This window comes from Helicobacter pylori, from assembly GCF_003636935.1.
Lineage (GTDB): Bacteria > Campylobacterota > Campylobacteria > Campylobacterales > Helicobacteraceae > Helicobacter > Helicobacter pylori_CH.
Window position 1 is genome coordinate 1 of record NZ_MVVH01000014.1, and the last position, 17970, is coordinate 17970.

The following is a 17970-nucleotide window of genomic DNA, read 5'->3' on the forward strand; positions in this document are numbered from 1 at the left end:
TCTTTTTTAACGCTTCTTTGCGTTGTTTTTCTTGCTCTTTAGCTTTTAAAAATTCTTGTTCGCTTTGTAACTTCTCGCTTTCTAACTTCGCTAACTTTTCAGCTTTGGCTTGTTCTAAGGGGCTTAAATTTGTAGGTTTTGGTGTGGTTTCGTTTAAATTTTCGCTTGTTTTTAATAAATCCTCTTGACTTGTTGCTGGTTTTGGTGTAGGATTAGGTTCATGGGGATGGTTTCCAGAGTGTAGACTGGCATCCCTAAAATCTGTAAAATTCCTATCGCTATAAAAATCAAAAATCTTATTTCCATTGTTTAAATCATCTACCACTAACCTAAGCTTTACGCCGTTATTCTCCCATTCGTAAGCGTATCTAAAGCCTTCGTTAATTCTTTTAAAACTCTCTAATAACACGCTTCCGTTTTTAATAACTTCGCTCATGTTAAGTAGTTCTTCGTTCGTTAGTCCTCCTGTGCTTTCTTCTCCGTAATGCTTTCTTAGTATTTTTCTAGCTCCCGCATTCCTTGATCCTTGTTCTAAAATGTAGAGGTCGTTTAAATCTATGCCTTTAATCTCTGTTTGATCCAGCTCGCCCTTAAAAACCTTTAAAACCTGTTGCTGTTCTTTAGTCAGCTTGCTTTCATCAATCTTTTGTAATTCTTGTAAGGCTTTTTCGTATTTAGTGGCTTTTGATTTGATTTCTTCGCTCGCTTGTTTGACGCCGTTATTAAGCTCTTCAATGATTTTAAGCGTGTTGTTGCTAAAGTGTGATTTTTGCGCGCTTAATTCTAAATTCTTGCTAAACTCGCTTATAGAGTGGCTTCTTTCTAACGCTCTTTTAATGTGATACTTTAAGGCTGCACCTGCGGTGGCTTCGTTTAGGGCTTTTGGGAGTTTAATCCCTAAAATGCGATCGGGCGCGTTTCTGTATAAAGTCCCTAAAGTGAATTTAGTCCACTGATACTTTAACGCTCCGCTTAGAGTGGTCGCTAAACCTTGGCTTAAATTTTTCGTAATAGCGGGCTTTAAACTCTCGGCGATCTTAGCGTCGTTTTTAAAAAGCTTATGAAAACCGCTCGCTATGTCAATGTATTCTTTGTTGCTGTTTGGGGTTTATAAATTTAGGGGTTTGTTTTAGACAAGGGGGAGTATTTATTATAGGCAAGGCAAACAAGAAGTTGAAAGCTTAAAAGCGTTTGATAGCGTGCGTTTTTTTGAATAAATTAAACGAGTTTAAAAGCTTTTTACCACATCTGAAGCTAAAAAGTTAGAGCGAGCGGTAGGCTAAAGTTTTTGGCATAAGACTACCTAGCCATGAAAAATGCAATATCTTTAATCTATCGCTTTAAATCAATTGTTCAAAAACATGCTACTTAAAATAAAACAAAAATCCTTGAAGCAAGCCTACAAGGTTATCGGCTTGAAGTGTTCTTTTTCCTGCAATTCTTATCAATGTCAAAATCGCATGCTTTTTGCATGTATTCTTCAGCCTTTTGTTTATCTTTTTCCACGCCTAACCCATACCGGTAAGACTCTGATAACCCTTCATAAGCTCTAGAAGAGCTCATATCAGCCGCCATTTTATAATAGACAATCGCCTTATCTTTGTCTGGCTCAATACCCAATTGATCATTTCCGCTATAATAAATATCCCCTAAAAGGATATAAGCTTCCACATTACCCTTATGCATCGCTTTTCTAAAGCACTCTGTCGCTTTCACATAGTTGCTTGGAACTCCCCTACCCTCCATATACATGATGCCTAAGTTGATATAAGCGTTAGTATAGCCCTTCTCTGTAGCTATTCTAAAATACTCCACGGCTTTTTTTTCATCTTTAGGCACACCCCTACCCTCTTTATACATCACGCCTAAATTGTTATACCCTCTAGGTATATCGTTATCAACCGCTTTTTGAAAATATTCAGCCGCTTTCTTGTAATCTTTAGGTACACCCCTACCATTTTCATACATGATCCCTAAAAGAACATAAGCAAGCGGCTCACCATTTTTAATCGCGCTCTTATAAAAAGAAGCCGCTCGCTCATATTCCTTATTATTATAGGCCTCCTCCCCTTTATAAATGTAATTCCTTTTTTGCTCAAGGTGTTCTGCACTAAGGGTGCTAAACAAACACAAACCTACCAAACAAATTTTCAAAGCCAATTTGCTCGTGTTCTTCATCGCTGCTCCTCTACTCTTAATAAGAATCAAACATGATGCCAATAACTACCAATCTCAAAAAGAAATTGCATGCGTTCAATTCAAACATTCTCAAACCCCATTCTGCACACATAATTGGATCTAATATCGTCTCTTGTAATGAGAAATTTTACACTATTTTTATGAATTTTAAAACTAAATTTAAGATTTTCTCGCTAAAAAGCTCTCCCCCTCCCAAAAAAATAGGGCTAAATGGGATTAAAAGTTTGTATATTACCCCACATACCACAAAGAATTAAAACTCTTTCCTTGGATCCGTTGCCCCATAGAAAACGCTCCCTTTAGTTTTAGGCAAAACTTGGATCGCATTCACATCGCCCATAACCGGCTTGGTAACGATTTGATAGCCCATTTTAGTGAGATTGTCTTTCACATCAGCGGGCATGCCAAATTTTTCAATCCTCAATTCATCAGGCAACCATTGCATGTGAAATCTTGGGGCTGAGACCGCTTCAGAAATATTCATATTATAATCAATGACATTGGAAATCACTTGCAACACCGTAGTGATAATCCTAGACCCTCCAGGGCTTCCCACCACCAAAAAAACCTTATTGTTTTTCAACACAATCGTAGGCGACATGGAACTTAAAGGGCGCTTATTGGCTTCAATCGCATTCGCATCGCCCCCTACCAAACCATAGAGATTAGGATTTCCTGGCTTTATGGAAAAATCATCCATTTCATTATTCAATAAAAATCCTGCCCCATCAATACTAGCAGCGCTTCCATAAGAAGCGTTAATGGTGTAAGTAACGCTGACTGCATTCCCCCACCTGTCCGCTACAGAATAATGCGTGGTATTGCTCCCCTCATGCAACTGCCCCATTCCTGGTTTGATTTGAGAGCTTGGCGTAACCGTATCTGGCTGGATAGTGTCAAAAATCTTTTTGGCATACGCCTTATTAATCAATTTATCCACCGGTACTGAAACAAAATCAGCGTCTCCCATATAAACCGACCTGTCCGCATAAGCCTGACGCATCGCTTCTGCAGCGATATGGATATTCTTAGAAGCCCCATACCCAAGGGTGCTTAAATCCGCATTCTCCATGACATTTAAAATCTGGATCAAATGCGTACCTCCCGAACTTGGTGGCGACATAGAAATGATCTTATACCCACGATAACTCCCCATCACGGGTTTGCGCCATTTCACATTGTAACTGGCTAAATCTTCTTTAGTGATAATCCCTCCATTTTTTTTCATGTCTTTCTCAATAAGCTCAGCGACTTGCCCTTGATAAAAGCCTTTAGCGCCTAGCGTTTTGATTTGAGTTAAAGTTTTGGCTAGATCTTTTTGGACAAACAAATCCCCTTCTTGATAATCAAGGTGCCCTTTTTTAAAAAAATACTTTTTGCTAGAACTGTGTTTTAAAAACCGCTCCCTTGCTTCTTTTAGAGTTTCTGCTTGTCTTTGTGAAATCGCATAACCATTTTCAGCCAATTTAATGGCAGGATCAATGAGTTGCGATAGTTTTTTGGTGCCGTATTTTTTCAACATCGCTTCCATGCCCGCCACCGTTCCAGGAACCCCAGCCGCCAAATAGCCATCTTCGCTGAGTTTAGGGACTACATTGCCTTGCTTGTCTAAAAACATGTCCTTAGTGGCTTTTAAGGGGGCTTTTTCTCTAAAATCTAAGGCAACATTTTCACCATTAGCCAAATGGATAACCGCAAAACCCCCACCACCAATATTGCCTGCTGCAGGATGGACGACCGCTAGAGCAAAACCTATCGCTACAGCCGCATCAATCGCATTGCCCCCATCTTCTAAAACCTTTTGCCCGATTTCAGTGGCTAGCGGGTGGCTAGAAAGGGCTAAGCCTACTTTAGTGTTTTTAATGGGGGGGTAACTCGCCGCGCTCAAAGGGCTTAACAAACCCAAAGAGAGTGCTATCACACCCAAGCCAATCGTTTTCAAAAAACTCCGTCTCATCTGTTTTCCTTTCAATCAACAATAATCGTTATTATAACACAAGCTTTACAAAACACCCTCTCGCTTATAGCTTACATGATGCTATTAATTGTTTGAGTGCTGGCTATAAAAAGGCTCAAAAATGAGTTTTAAAATAGATAGAGTTTAAAAAATAAGTTAAATAAGGCTTATTTGATAAAAACGCTATGGGTAGAAAAATTATTGTTTAATCCCCAATAAAGTGTCTATCATCCGATCAATAGCGGTAATGACCTTAGCGTTAGCGGCATAACCGCTTTGAAACTTGATCAAATTCACCATTTCTTCATCCACGCTCACTTGCGAAATAGAGAGTTGCTCTTTTTTAATGGTCTCTAACATGCTCTTTTTAGTGTCCAAAATACGCCCGGATTTTTCAGCGTCCGTGTTGATTTTACCGGTTAAAAATTGATAAAACTCGCTGATTTTCATTGGTTTAATGTCAAACTTGTCGTTATAAAAATCCACGCTGTCGTATTGCAATTGCTGCATCATGTTCGCCACATCAAAATTCCCGTTAATGGGAGCAAGCCATGGGCGGATAGTGGTCGGCTCTTTTTTGTATTCCTTATTCAAGCTGATATTAGAAGCGTCATCGCCTTGAAAAAAAGGGTTGAGTTTTAACGCTCCCATAAAATTCGTGCCGTTATCTTTCATAGAAACAAACAACCCTTGCGAAGCGTTTTTAGGCTGGATGACAAACTTTTTAGTCTCATTGTTAAAGCTCGCTGTGAAATAATCATCAAAATCGTTTTCGGTGTTATTATCTTGATTGTCATCAGTATTAGCGTTAATGGCTTGGATAATATCGTTCATGGTTGTAATGGGCGTGATAGCAATGGTTTTTCTGGCGATTTCTTTACCATCGGTGTTGTAAGCGATAAGATCAAACGAGCCGTTTTTGATATTGTAGTTCGTGTCTTTAAAGGCTTCATCGCTGTTAAACTCCACCGGCTCGCCTTCAATATAATGACTCGCGCTTTGAGCGTAAATCGCATTAGTGGATTCTATCAAACCCCTAGCAAAAGAATCCAACAAATCAATATAATCCTGCAACTTGCCCTTTGAAGTCCCGTTAGAGCCGTCATTATACACATTCAATAACGCCCCCACTTTTCCCTGATTGAGCTTGTCAGTAATATTAGTTACTTTGAAATCATCGCTTTGAAAATAAACCTGGTTCAAACCCCCTTTATTTTCGGACTCTTTAACCACTAAAGGATGGAAAATAGAGCCATCAATAATATTGAACCCATGCCCGATATTAAGGTTGTAGCTCTCATCAAAATCCGCTGAGTCTTTATCTGTGAGCGAATGAGTTTTAATGCTGCTTTTAAAAACATTCCCCCCTAAAAGCTCTCGCAAATGAAACTCTAATTCATCTCGCTTATCCCTTAATTCATTGGCATGCTTTAAACTCTTGTTGTTTTCCACTTCTTTAATGCGTTTGTTGATCTCAGCGATTTGAGAACCCAAGCTATTCACTTCTTTGATAACGCTTTTTAATTCTTCACTCGCTTTATGCTGTAAGGTCGTTAACCTCTCTCTAGTGTCTTTAATGTTGTGCGTTAAAGCTTCTGTTTTTTGAGCGAGAGCCTGTTTTTGAGCGGAGTCTTTGGCGTTTTTAGACAATTCTTTCCATGAGTTAAAATAATCTTGCAAATCCGTAAAAAGGCTCGCTTCATCAATGTCCGGAAAATACGCGCTCGCTTCTTTTAAATGCGAAAACTCTGTATCGTAATAAGTGTTTTCGTAATTAGCCTTCGTGTAACGAGCAAAAACAAACTCATCATGCACCCTTTCAATGGCTTCTACATCCACGCCCATATTTACGTTTTTAGTGCCATACATATAGGCCGCTTGGGGCTTTGCGATCACGCGTTGGCGGCTATAAAATTCATCGCTGGCGTTAGAAATATTATTCCCGGTAACATCCACCATGCTCTGATGGGCTTGCAAGCCGGTGTAAGAAGTGTTGAGTGAAGATAAGATTCCGCCCATTTTACGCCTGCACTCTTAAAAAATGGCTCCCCACATGCCTAGAGCCTTTATAGTCGCAAGTGTCATGGGGAATGATTTGTTGGATGAGCGAAGAATAAAACTCAGAAACCGCAAACGCCATGCGCGAATAAATCAGGTTTTTTTCTTTCAAAACAAGCAAGGACTCTCGCATTTGGTTTAAAAAATCGCTCGTTTTTTCGTCTAACAATCCACTCATTTTTTTATTGGGGAATTGGTTTTTTAAAGACAACATTTGCGCATCTATATTCGCTTTTTCTTTTTCAAAAGCTTGAATCGCTAGCTGTTTTTGATGGTTTCTTTCAAAAATTTCGGTGTGTTTAGCGAGCTTGATGTCTCTTATATCGCACTCCGTTAAATCAATCAATCCTTTCAATTGGTTGAGCGCATTTTCTAAATGAGAATGTAAAACGACCATAACAAATCCTTTAGCTCTTGTTTCAGCCATATTCAAGCAAATACTATGCCATTTTATTAGGGCTTTGTTTTTTGTCAAATATTGATCGCTAAAACCTTATTAAGAAAAACTTTTGTTTCTTGTTTTAATTTTTTATCTTACATTTGGAGATTAATGCTCAACTATCGCCTTTAACATTTGCTGTGCGATTGCAGCAATCACATTCACGCTCATCGCATTCCCTGCTTGGGATAGCAAATGACTTTCTTTAAAGTTAGGATTATTTTTAATCCTAGCGATCAAACCTCTAGGGAATCCTTGCAAAAGCAGGCTTTCAGTTGCGTTTAATTTCTTAATTTTACCTTTTTGGATATAAAACAAACCATGCCGAGAGGTCCTTAAAGTAGGAAAAACATTAAAATACAACCTTAAATCAGATTGCCTTGTGTCTAAAACGGCGTTTTCTAAAGTTAGAATATCCTCTAAAAAAACCCGGTTGTGGTTGTATGGGTTGTGCAAGTATCTTTGGAAAGTAGCGTTACTCACATCCAAATAGCATTCATTATTAGCGTCTAAAAAATCATTAAAACAATAATCATTGGCTAAACCTAAAGGGAAATGAAATGGGTGTTTCAAATCCTTCCTAAACCCTACGATATAAAGGCGTTCCCTCTTTTGGGCTAATTGGAAATCAGCGCTGTTTAAAATTTGATAATAAGTTGTATAGCCCACTTCTTGTAGGGCTTTGATAATGGTTTTAAAAGTTTCTTGTTGCTTATGATGGATCAAGCCCTTAACGTTTTCAAGCAAGAAACATTTGGGCTGTTTGACTTTTAAAATGCGAATAAGCCCATAAATAATCGTCCCTCTTTCATCTTCAAGCCCCTTCCTTTTGCCATTGATAGAAAAAGCTTGACAAGGAAACCCGCTAATGAGCGCATCAAAATCGGGTAAATCATTAGGGTTGATCCGCATCAAATCCCCAAAATTACAGGTATCTTTAAAAAATAATTCATAAGTTCTAAGGGCTTCATCATTGATTTCTGCATGCCCTACGCATTTTAAATGGCATTGCTCCAAGCCCAAACGACCCCCGCCAATACCAGAGCAAAAATCCATAAAAGTTAAAATCCCCAATCAATCATTCCTAACACACGACTAAAAAAGCACCCTATTTAAAAGAGCAACAAACTCATTTTAAAACACAGAGAAACTAAAATTCAATGAAAACAAAACGACAGCAAGAATAAAAAACCTCTCTTAAAAATGAAGCCCTTAACCCCCCTAGCTTATCCCTAACAAATCCTGTGCCATTTTGTGAGAAGTTTCACGCAAGTTGATTTTATACTGGTTATTTTCAATAGCATGCTTGATTTCAGCTACCCTATCAAGAGCGGTCTCGCTATTTTCAACCTTTTCATTTTTTTCCACACGCTTGTAATTCCCCAAAGATTGCACCGGAGCAAGAGAAGAAACGGCATTGATCATTGCAAAATCCTTTAATTTAATATCCAATTCATTACAGCAAGTATCGGCAAAAAAGAAAAAAAGTTAATGGATTTTTGAAATCTGTTTTTGCAATTCCTTACCAAATTTCTTCGTGGTGGTGATGGGTTTTTTTCCGGTTTCTGCCACAGAACCAAAAGATTGCGATTGCAAACTTTTAAACATAAAAAACATTAAAAAAATTAAAATATAACAAAACAAAAAAAAGCAAATGGTGGGGAATAGCCAATTTTTAAGGTTAGAACTATTCATGATCTATTCCTTTTAAACATTCCCCTATCTTACCCTATCTTATTACCCATGCGAACATGAGCAACCACAGCCCCCACCTTTCTTTCCGCCATGACCCCCATGACCGCCACAGCAACCTGTCCCATCGCCATGGTGTGAAGCTAAAATTTCTTCTTCGCTCACTTCCCTAAACCCCAAAACCTTGAAACGAAACGCTAAAGTTTTCCCGGCTAACGGGTGGTTATAATCCACCATCACATGCGTGTTGCTAAAGTCTTTGATAGTGGCTTGAATGGTTTGATTATCTTCAGTTTGCCCAAAAACGCTCATGCCTTTTTCTAATTCAATGCCTTCAAATTGCTCTCTAGGGACTTCTTGCAAATAGCTACTTTCATAAACCCCATAAGCTTCTTCTGGGGCGATAACGGCCTCTTCCCATTCGCCAATTTGGGCCTTCAATACCGCTTTTTCTAACCCTGCTATGATTTGATGAGCGCCTACAATAAACTCTAAAGGCTCTTTAGAAATATTGCTGTCTAGCACTTCGCTAGAGCCATGCTCTCTCACTTCATATTCAATCAAAGCGGCTTGTTTGATTGGTTCTAAATCATGGTTTTGCATGTTGGTGTTTCTCCTTGTTTTCTAAGATTTTTTTTGCCATTTTAGCTTGTTCGCTTGAAGGATACAAGTGTTGCAAAGTGTTTAAAAATTTATAATAGTTTTGATCGTCCTTGATTTTTTTAAACGCCCATGCCGTATGCCACAAAAGAACAGGCATGTAAGACGCTTTTTTGTTTAAAAGAGCGCTCTCTTTGTAATACTTGATCGCTTCTCTATACTTTTTTTCTCCATAAGCCACTTCTCCAAGCGCATAACGCACATAATAAAGTCTGTAACTATTGGCTTCTAACCACAGCAAACGCTCTTTGGCTTCTGCATAGGATTTATTTCTAAAAAAAGACAGAGCTTCTTCAAAAATCTCCTTTTGTTTGGATAGATCTTTATGAAACTTAACTTTTGGTGTTTTTTCTTTTTCTTGATTTTTTTCTTCTTTAGGCAACTGTTGGTGTTTTGGTTGGTTTTCTTTATCTTGTTCTAGCGCGTCTGCTCCTAAAGACTGCTTGGATTTTTCGTTGGTTGGAGTGCTCTTATATTGTTTTTCAGCTTTTTCTTGTTTTTCTTGCTCTTTGAGCGCTTTTTGGATTAAAGCGATTTGTGAAACCAAATCCTGGCTTAACTTGGTCAATAACTCACTCATCTCTTTGTTTTGTTTGTCTAGCTGCTGGATAGCTTGCTGGTTAGCGTGAATCTCATTCCTTAAATCCTCCAAAGTTTGCGATTGTTGCTTAAGCGTGTTAGCCTGCACTTCTTGCAAGGCTTTTAGGGATCGCAAGGATTCTTCTTGGGAAAGGATAGCGTTATTGAGATCTTTAATCTTATTAGCCTGCCCTTCATAGACGCTTCTCAAGCCCTCTTGAGCTTGAGTGTTAGCCTCTACTTGCGAATGGATTTTGGTCAAAATATTAGAAAAGTTTTTACTATTGACTTGCAACTGCTTGAGTTCTTTTTTGGTCGCTCCGCTTTGCAAATCAAACGCTGAAGGCTCCCCATTGAGAAAAAAGGGAGCGATAAAAGGGATAAAAAGCCTCTTCATTCCCAAGTTACTTCACTAATTTGACATCCACTCTCCTGTTTTCTTTGTAACATTCCTTAGTTTTTTGGGTGCATTTGGGTTTGGCTTCACCAAAACTGATGGTTTTAATCATGTCTTTTTCTACCCCCTTAATGACTAAAGCGTTTTTCACGCTCAAAGTCCTTTTAACGCCAAGCGCTTGGTTGTATTCGCTAGAACCAAATTCATCGGTATTGCCTTCCAAAAGCACTTGCATGTGGTTTTCTTTAGCTTTTTGCACGATCTCATCTAAAGTTTCTTGATCCGAGTCTTTGATTTCATACTTGTCAAAATCAAAATAAATGGAGGCGATAATAGTCCCGCTTTCAATAGCTGGCTTAGCTGGCTTCTCTTCAACCACTGGAGCTGGCTCTTCTTTAGGCTCTTCTTTCTCTGGAGCGGGTTCTGTAGTAACGGGTGCAGTCTGAACCGTTTTAGCGCTCACATCGCCAGCCACAGTTTCTTTATCCATGTTGTGTTTGCAACCAGCTATAAATAAAAAAGCTACCAAGAAACTAAATATAGAAGATCTTTTCATCATCATTCTCCAAGAATAAAATTTTAATAAATGTCAATGTTAACTCATATTCGCTTAATTTAACCTTACCAATCAAAGGCTTGTATTTTCACATTCTTTAAAGGGAATAAAAAACTCTGATTATAGTCTAGCAAAATAAGCCCCATAGCGTATTCTTGGGGTGTTTTTTTGATATACATGATATTTCTCCCATCCATAGAAAAACGAGGCATCTGGTTAGAGCCATTCACGGTAAGCCTGCGGATATATTTGCTGTTTAGAGTGATCAAATTCAAATTGAACACCGTTTTGCCAAATTCATTAAGATTTTCCCTGCTCACATACACAATACTATCTTTATAAGCGTCAATGGATTCATTGCTTCTCCCTTCATAAAGGAGTTGCTCTGCGCTCTCTTTTAGCCCCAATTTTTTCATATAGATGTTAGGATAACCGGATCTATCCGAAACAAAAGCCATAGACTTGTCATCTTCTAAAAACACTCCTGAAACATCTATCCCAGGATAGCGCGTTATTTTGGTTTTAGTTTTTTTATGCGTATCATACAGATACACATCCGGTTGGCCATCAGGGGATAAAGACATTAAAATTTTAGAGCCATCAGAACTCACGCTAGAAACCACAGCCATTCCTTGAGAGCTAGCGATATTCTCATGAGTGGCTTTTTGAATGTTGTATTTTAAAATCATGGGCGTTCTTTCGCCATATTGCGTGTAATAAAACTCCGTTTGCTCAGCGTTCGCCCATTTAGGGAAAATATTGAGTCGGTTGTTTTTGATGATTTCTTTTTGATAGCGCATCGTGTAATCGGCTAATGCGATATTTGTGATTCCTGGTCCAATATACTTAGAAAAAACAATAAGGCGCTTCATCCAAGCGATAGAAGGGGCTTTTAAATAATCATTCACCACAATGGCCATGTTGTGTGCTGCAAAAGGGTATAGATCGACGCTTAAAATGGGGTAGTCAAAAGTTTTAACAAGAGCGCTTGTATTGACATCATAAAGTTTTAATCGTGAAATTTTATTGCCATTTTCTACCGCCACGCTCACCAACGCTACAAGTTGGAATTTTTTATCTTTAAGTTCTGCGTAATTGATAGCGCCTTGATCCTTGTTTTGAGAAACATCAAAATGCTGGCTAGTCCTTAAATCATTCGCTAAGACTTCATGCAATTTTAAAGCGTAATTGGTATCGTTATCTATAGAGTAGCGCACTTCAATCTTAGGAAGTTTTTGAATGGTTTTAATAATATCTAGTGTTTTATCTGTCGCAAAAAGCCCTATAGCGCATATTAAAAAAAGCCATAAATACCTCATTGTTCTTCCTTAGTGGTGAAATTAACTTTAATAGAAACCATGTTTCCTCCTGGGTATGGAGGAAAATCCACTTTCTTTAAATCATTTAAAAGGGTTATCACGCTGTTGTTATAATCCTTAAAATCGGAGTAGCTAAGAATGGTATAATCAAACTCCCCATCTTTAGTGATCATAATCAACGCGCTCACTGAAGCTTTGTGGTAAAAAACCCCTTTCCAACCCTTATATAAAATTTGATAGATTTGAGCATACCATTCTTGATAAGCCTTGTCATCAACCCCATCTTGTTTGGGGATTTGCAAATCTAAAGTTTTGTTTTTAACGCTTTCTAGTTTTTGTGCGAATTGATCTAAATTTTGTTGCAAACCTTTCAACATTTCTTGATTTTTTTGGTTTTTTCTTAAGCGTTGCTGTTCTTTTAAACGCCTTTGCTCTTCTTCTTGCTCATTTTTTTGCTCTTCTTTTTGAGCGTTTGTGTCTGTCTTTTCTTGAAAATCATTGAGTGAAGAAAAAATATTTTCAAGGCTTTCTTCTTGTTCTTTAGGATCAATAAAATCGCCTTTCTTATCAGTTGCATTTTTTTCAGCGATTTTTTCATCTTTTTTTTCTTCTACTTTTTCATCTTTTTTTTCATCGCTTGGCAAATCTTCTAAATTCAAATCAATGACTTGTTCGTCCTTTTTACCCAAATCCAAAAGAATTTTCTCCGCTTCTTCATTATGCCTTTCTAGCAATAAAGCATACAATAATAAAGCATAGAGCAAGAACGCTAAAAAACCAGAAAGGACTAAGAGTGCATTCTTACTCATGCAAACTAGCCCTACTCAAGGGTTTGTGATCAAAGAAACTTTTAAAAACCCCGCTTCTTTAATCGTTTTTAACAAATAAATCACTTTATCATAGGTCAATCGTTTGTCCGCACGGATACTCACCTTAGTGTCTTTATCGTATTTTTTAGAAAGCAAGTTAAAAGTATCCGGGAAAGAGTTGTATTCATAGGTTTGACTGTCTATATAGATTTTTGCGTCTTTATCCATGCGAATCTCAATCATTTTATCTTGAGTGGCTCTAGCAGTTTTTGAACCAGAAGGCAAAATAATCTCTTCTTTATAAGTGAGAGTGGGCGTAGTTACCATAAGAATAGCCAATAAAACAAGCATCACATCCACTAAAGGCGTGATATTGAGTTCTGGTTTGTCTTCATCCCAATAGTTATCGTAATTCATAAAAACCTCTCCCTATTTAAGATATTTATAAAATCCCTCTTAAGAGCTTCCTTCTTTAGAAGACAAAATATCCACTTGCATCTGCACATAAACGGACAAGTCATACACCTTGCGTTTTAAAATCAAGTAAAAAGAATAAGCTGGAATGGCCGCTAAAATCCCTGCAGCAGTAGCGATGAGAGCCTTAGAAATAATGGGTGCGATCACCCCAAAAGACGCTTGACCTAACGCGCCCAAATTGTTAAACGCTTCTAAAATCTCAACCACCGTTCCAAACAAGCCAATAAAGGGGGCTGTAGAAGAGATAATGCTCAATACCACTAAACCGGTCGTGCTTTGCTTAAGAACTTGATGTTTCCAAGCTTGCAACAATTCCTTAGAATACCTTTTAGCCTCATCATTTCTTTTTTTATTAAACATAAAATGCTCTGGAGCGTCTTGTGTCCCATTAAGAATGTTAGACAAAGATTGCATCTCACGCCTGAGATAAATTTTTAACACAATGCTCTTATACAAAAAGACCCATAAAGTCATCACTAAATAGAGTGAAATCCAAACTAAAACAAGCGTCGTAATAAACCCACTCTTATTAAAAAAATAAATGATTGAATCGAACATGATTATCCCCTTAAAGAGACTCAATCTTAGCCAGCACGCTAGAAACTGCTAACCTGTCAGAGCTTGCGTCCTCTAAAAGCTTTTTAGCCCTAGAGATAGCATCATCTCTGTCGTCTGATTCTTTTTTAATAAAGACCGCCCCATCGGCTAAAATATCCACCCGTTCATTAGTGACTTCTGCATAACCCCAATTGATCGCAATGTGCTCTTTTTGGTTTTCGGTTTCAATCTCAACCACTCCCGCCTGAAGCAAGGTGATCATGTTGCTATGCCCATAAAGCACCCCAAATTCCCCTTCAACTCCTGGCAACACAACGCTTTTAACCTCTCCTGTATAAACTTCCCCCTCAGGAACTACCACACTAATTTTCAACAAAGCCATCACAAAACCCTTAGGAATTTTTCATGTTTTTAGCTTTTTCTAAAACCTCTTGAATGCTGCCCACCATGTAAAACGCGTTCTCGGGAATATGATCGTATTTACCTTCTAAAATCCCTCCAAAGCCCTCTAAAGTCTCTTGAAGAGTTACATATTTACCCGGACTTCCTGTAAACACTTCAGCCACAAAAAACGGCTGGGATAAAAATTTCTCAATTTTTCTAGCCCTTTCAACCGTTTTTTTATCCTCTTCGCTCAATTCGTCTAAGCCCAAAATTGCAATAATATCTTGCAAATCCTTGTATTTTTGCAAAACTTGCTGGATACCGGTAGCGATTTCATAGTGCTTCTCGCCAATCATTTGAGGGCTTAAAATCCTTGAAGTGGAATCCAAAGGATCAACTGCAGGATAAATCCCTTTTTCAGCGATCTTTCTGTTCAATACCGTAGTCGCATCCAAATGTGCAAACACCGAAGCAGGGGCTGGGTCAGTCAAGTCATCGGCCGGCACATACACCGCTTGAACGGAAGTGATAGAACCATTTTTAGTGGAAGCGATACGCTCTTGAAGTTTCCCCATTTCCCCAGCTAGCGTGGGCTGATACCCCACCGCTGAAGGGATACGGCCTAATAGCGCGCTCATTTCCGCACCGCTTTGAGCGTATCTAAAGATATTGTCAATAAACATCAATACATCTAAGCCCTTTTCATCACGAAAATACTCCGCCATTGTCAAGCCGGTGAATGCGATGCGATTCCTTGCGCCTGGTGGCTCATTCATTTGCCCATAGCACAGCGCGACTTTGTCTAAAACGCCCCCTTCTTTCATCTCAAAATACAGATCGTTCCCTTCTCTGGTGCGTTCCCCCACACCTGCAAACACCGAATACCCGTTATGCTTATAAGCCACATTGTGGATAAGCTCCATAATGATCACCGTTTTCCCTACGCCAGCCCCGCCAAACAAGCCTACTTTACCGCCCTTAGAATAAGGCGCGAGCAAGTCAATGACTTTGATACCGGTTTCAAACATTTCTGTTTTAGTGCTTTGCTGCTCAAAACTAGGGGCTTTTCTGTGAATGGGCCAAGTTAAGGACGGCTTAAGAGGTTCTAAATTGTCAATGCTCTCGCCCACAACATTAAAAATACGCCCTAACACTTCTTCGCCTACAGGCACTTCAATCATTTTGCCGCGAGCCTTCACCACTTGGTTACGCACTAAGCCTTCTGTCATATCCATAGCAATCGCTCGCACCCGATTACCGCCCAAATGGGCTGCCACCTCTAAAACTAAAGATTTTTGAACACCATTGACTTCAAAATTAATGTCTAACGCTTCAAAAATCGCCGGTAGATAGGATTCAAATTCCACATCTACCACAGGGCCTAAAACCTGAATGATTTTACCTTCCATCGCTTTCATCGCTCCTTATTTTAATGTAATTTTTATTTTAGGGCTTCTACGCCCGCATTGATTTCTACTAGCTCGGTCGTAATCGCCTCTTGTCTGGCTTTATTATAAGAAATGGTTAAAGTTTTAACCAAGTCTTTAGCGTTATTCGTCGCTGTATCCATAGCCTGCATTCTAGCGCTATGCTCTGCGGCTAAAGAATCAATCAAAGCGTAGTATAAACTATACTCCACATATTTTTCTGCTAAAGAGTCTAAAATTTCATCTTCACTCCCGCTTGGCTCACTAGTAATGGTCTCTTGCGTCTCACTAGGCTGGGGGTTTTGGTGGATGATTTTATACCCAATAGGAAGGATTGTTTTGACTCTTATTTCTTGGCTGATCATGTTTTTAAAGCCATTATGAATGATGATCACCTTATCGGTTTTCCCACTCAAATAATCCTCTACCACTTTTTTCATGAATTCCTGCGCGCGTTCATAATTAGGCATAGAACTCAAATTATTGATCTTGTCTAAAACCTCTATCCCGTTAAAGCTAAAATACTCATTACCCTTTTTACCAATACCGCGCAAACGCACTTTAATGTCTTTTTCTTTGTATTCATTCGTGCATGCTAAAACTTTTTTAATGGTATTGGTGTTAAAGCCCCCACAAAGCCCCTTATCGGCTGTGATAAAAATAATATCCACTTTTTTGATTTCAAGTCTTTCTAGTTCCCTAAAATACTTGCTTTGAATGTCTTCAATCCCTTGATTTTTCATCTTGGATAGCACATCATCAAACACGGCGTCTAGTTTCATTGCATACGCTCTAGAATTTCTTGCAACTTCTTCAGCTTTTCTTAGCTTGGAAGTGGAAACGAGTTTCATCGCATGCGTGATTTTTTGCGTGTTTTTAACGCTTCCAATTTTCTTTCTAATGTCTCTTAAATTCGCCATATTCTAGCCGTCTCCTACTCGCTATAAGTGAGCTTAAATTCCTCTAAGACTTTTCTTAGCATGGCTTCCAAATCCTTATCTAGCGCTTTTTTAGTGTGGATTTCTTCTAAAACTTGGGGGTATTTCGCTTCCAAGAAAGGGTACAGTTGCTCTTCAAAATCCACGACTTTTTTCACGCTCACGCTGTCTAAAAAGCCCTTAGCCCCAGCATAAATAATGACCACTTGCTTTTCAATAGGCAAGGGCGAATAAGGGGCTTGTTTCAGCACTTCCACCATGCGTTGCCCCCTTTCTAATTGTTTTTTACTCGCTTCATCTAAATCAGAAGCGAATTGCGTGAAGGCTTGCAACTCTCTGTATTGCGCTAAATCCAGGCGCAAAGTCCCTGAAACCTGCTTGGTCGCTTTGATTTGAGCGGCCCCTCCAACCCTTGAAACCGACAAGCCCACATTGATAGCTGGGCGGATCCCTGAATAAAACAAATCCGTTTCTAAGAAAATTTGCCCGTCTGTAATAGAAATGATATTCGTAGGGATATAAGCTGAAACATCGCCTGCTTGAGTTTCCACAATAGGGAGTGCGGTCAAAGAGCCGGCACCCTTTTCATCGCAAAGTTTAGCCGCTCTTTCTAAAAGCCGTGAGTGGATATAAAACACATCTCCAGGAAAAGCCTCCCTGCCTGGGGGTCTTCTCAAAATCAAAGAAATCTCTCTGTAAGCGACAGCATGCTTACTCAAATCATCATAAACGATTAAGGCATGGCGGGCATGATCTCTAAAGTATTCCCCCATAGCCACACCTGAATAAGGGGCTAAATATTGCATCGCAGCTGAATCTGAAGCCGAAGCGTTGATCACGACGCTGTATTCCATCGCCCCATATTCTTCCAATTTGCGGACCACTTGCGCGACAGTAGATTCTTTTTGCCCAATAGCCACATAGATACAGATCACATTTTGCCCTTTTTGGTTAATGATCGCATCGATCGCTACGGTGGTTTTACCGGTTTGTTTATCCCCAATAATCAATTCCCTTTGCCCGCGCCCAATAGGTACCAACGCATCAATGGCTTTAATTCCGGTTTGTAAAGGTTCATGTACCGATTTTCTGTCCATAATGCCTGGGGCTTTTTGCTCGATGAGACTAAACTCATTCGTTTCTATCTCGCCCTTGCCATCAATAGGTTCACCTAAAGCGTTCAATACACGCCCCACAACCGCATCGCCAACAGGGACTTTCATCAAACTCTTGGTGCGTTTAACGCTAGTCCCCTCTTTAATATTGTTGCCAAAACCAAACACAATCACGCCAACGCTATCTTCTTCTAAGTTAGCTGCAACGCCTTTATCTCCTGTTTCAAACTCCAGCACTTCATACGACATCACACCATTTAAGCCATAAACCTTAGCCACACCATCAGCGTATGAAACGACCTTGCCGACTTCAGCCATGTCACAATCAAGTTCAAAATTCTTGATCTTTTCTTCAATAACCGAGCTGATTTCTTCCAATTTTAGTTGGGACATTATCTTTATCTCC

At 39.1% G+C, this 17970-nt stretch carries 19 protein-coding genes; all 19 read right to left on the minus strand.

What is annotated here, in order from left to right; all coding sequences use genetic code 11:
• Nucleotides 1–1036: DUF3519 domain-containing protein (locus EAL87_RS07055; protein ID WP_120914033.1), on the minus strand; the 1036-nt coding region annotated here is incomplete at its 3' end.
• Between the two features lie 371 nt (nucleotides 1037–1407).
• Nucleotides 1408–2178, minus strand: a complete 771-nt coding sequence (locus EAL87_RS07060; RefSeq protein WP_120913988.1) for an HP1117 family Sel1-like repeat protein — start codon at nucleotides 2176–2178, stop codon at nucleotides 1408–1410.
• A 274-nt stretch (nucleotides 2179–2452) separates the two neighbouring features.
• Nucleotides 2453–4156, minus strand: coding sequence for a gamma-glutamyltransferase (gene ggt / locus EAL87_RS07070; RefSeq protein WP_120913990.1), 1704 nt, complete (start codon nucleotides 4154–4156; stop codon nucleotides 2453–2455).
• A 198-nt stretch (nucleotides 4157–4354) separates the two neighbouring features.
• On the minus strand, nucleotides 4355–6175 hold the full coding sequence (gene flgK, locus EAL87_RS07075) for a flagellar hook-associated protein FlgK (protein ID WP_120913992.1): 1821 nt from the start codon (nucleotides 6173–6175) through the stop codon (nucleotides 4355–4357).
• 1 nt (nucleotide 6176) lies between these two features.
• Entirely contained in the window at nucleotides 6177–6611 is a 435-nt protein-coding gene (locus EAL87_RS07080; RefSeq protein ID WP_120913994.1) for a hypothetical protein, read from the minus strand.
• Nucleotides 6612–6761: 150 nt separating this feature from the next.
• Nucleotides 6762–7727 (minus strand): DNA cytosine methyltransferase, encoded by a 966-nt coding sequence (locus tag EAL87_RS07085; protein WP_162972691.1) that lies wholly within the window; start codon nucleotides 7725–7727, stop codon nucleotides 6762–6764.
• A 147-nt stretch (nucleotides 7728–7874) separates the two neighbouring features.
• Nucleotides 7875–8078, minus strand: coding sequence for a flagellar biosynthesis anti-sigma factor FlgM (locus EAL87_RS07090; protein ID WP_162972693.1), 204 nt, complete (start codon nucleotides 8076–8078; stop codon nucleotides 7875–7877).
• A 63-nt stretch (nucleotides 8079–8141) separates the two neighbouring features.
• Entirely contained in the window at nucleotides 8142–8348 is a 207-nt protein-coding gene (locus EAL87_RS07095; protein WP_001088955.1) for a hypothetical protein, read from the minus strand.
• Between the two features lie 42 nt (nucleotides 8349–8390).
• Nucleotides 8391–8948 (minus strand): FKBP-type peptidyl-prolyl cis-trans isomerase, encoded by a 558-nt coding sequence (locus EAL87_RS07100; protein ID WP_120913998.1) that lies wholly within the window; start codon nucleotides 8946–8948, stop codon nucleotides 8391–8393.
• Nucleotides 8935–9981 carry a hypothetical protein gene (locus EAL87_RS07105; RefSeq protein ID WP_120914000.1) on the minus strand — a complete coding sequence of 349 codons (1047 nt, stop codon included), beginning with the start codon at nucleotides 9979–9981 and terminating at the stop codon, nucleotides 8935–8937. The genes EAL87_RS07100 and EAL87_RS07105 overlap by 14 nt, the downstream gene beginning before the upstream one ends.
• Before the next feature lie 7 nt (nucleotides 9982–9988).
• A complete protein-coding gene (locus EAL87_RS07110; RefSeq protein ID WP_120914003.1) occupies nucleotides 9989–10537 on the minus strand; it encodes an outer membrane protein Omp18 in 549 nt (182 codons plus the stop codon).
• Between the two features lie 65 nt (nucleotides 10538–10602).
• Nucleotides 10603–11856, minus strand: coding sequence for a Tol-Pal system protein TolB (tolB, locus tag EAL87_RS07115; RefSeq protein WP_120914005.1), 1254 nt, complete (start codon nucleotides 11854–11856; stop codon nucleotides 10603–10605).
• Nucleotides 11853–12665 (minus strand): energy transducer TonB, encoded by an 813-nt coding sequence (locus tag EAL87_RS07120; protein ID WP_120914007.1) that lies wholly within the window; start codon nucleotides 12663–12665, stop codon nucleotides 11853–11855. The genes tolB and EAL87_RS07120 overlap by 4 nt, the downstream gene beginning before the upstream one ends.
• Before the next feature lie 15 nt (nucleotides 12666–12680).
• Nucleotides 12681–13082, minus strand: a complete 402-nt coding sequence (locus EAL87_RS07125; protein WP_120914009.1) for an ExbD/TolR family protein — start codon at nucleotides 13080–13082, stop codon at nucleotides 12681–12683.
• A gap of 39 nt (nucleotides 13083–13121) precedes the next feature.
• Entirely contained in the window at nucleotides 13122–13700 is a 579-nt protein-coding gene (locus EAL87_RS07130) for a MotA/TolQ/ExbB proton channel family protein (protein WP_120914011.1), read from the minus strand.
• Nucleotides 13701–13710: 10 nt separating this feature from the next.
• Nucleotides 13711–14082 carry an ATP synthase F1 subunit epsilon gene (gene atpC, locus EAL87_RS07135; RefSeq protein WP_001196331.1) on the minus strand — a complete coding sequence of 124 codons (372 nt, stop codon included), beginning with the start codon at nucleotides 14080–14082 and terminating at the stop codon, nucleotides 13711–13713.
• A 10-nt stretch (nucleotides 14083–14092) separates the two neighbouring features.
• Nucleotides 14093–15493 carry a F0F1 ATP synthase subunit beta gene (gene atpD, locus EAL87_RS07140; protein ID WP_001888911.1) on the minus strand — a complete coding sequence of 467 codons (1401 nt, stop codon included), beginning with the start codon at nucleotides 15491–15493 and terminating at the stop codon, nucleotides 14093–14095.
• 32 nt (nucleotides 15494–15525) lie between these two features.
• Nucleotides 15526–16431, minus strand: coding sequence for an ATP synthase F1 subunit gamma (atpG, locus tag EAL87_RS07145; protein ID WP_000002221.1), 906 nt, complete (start codon nucleotides 16429–16431; stop codon nucleotides 15526–15528).
• A gap of 14 nt (nucleotides 16432–16445) precedes the next feature.
• On the minus strand, nucleotides 16446–17957 hold the full coding sequence (gene atpA / locus EAL87_RS07150; protein ID WP_120914013.1) for a F0F1 ATP synthase subunit alpha: 1512 nt from the start codon (nucleotides 17955–17957) through the stop codon (nucleotides 16446–16448).
• Nucleotides 17958–17970: the final 13 nt, after the last annotated feature.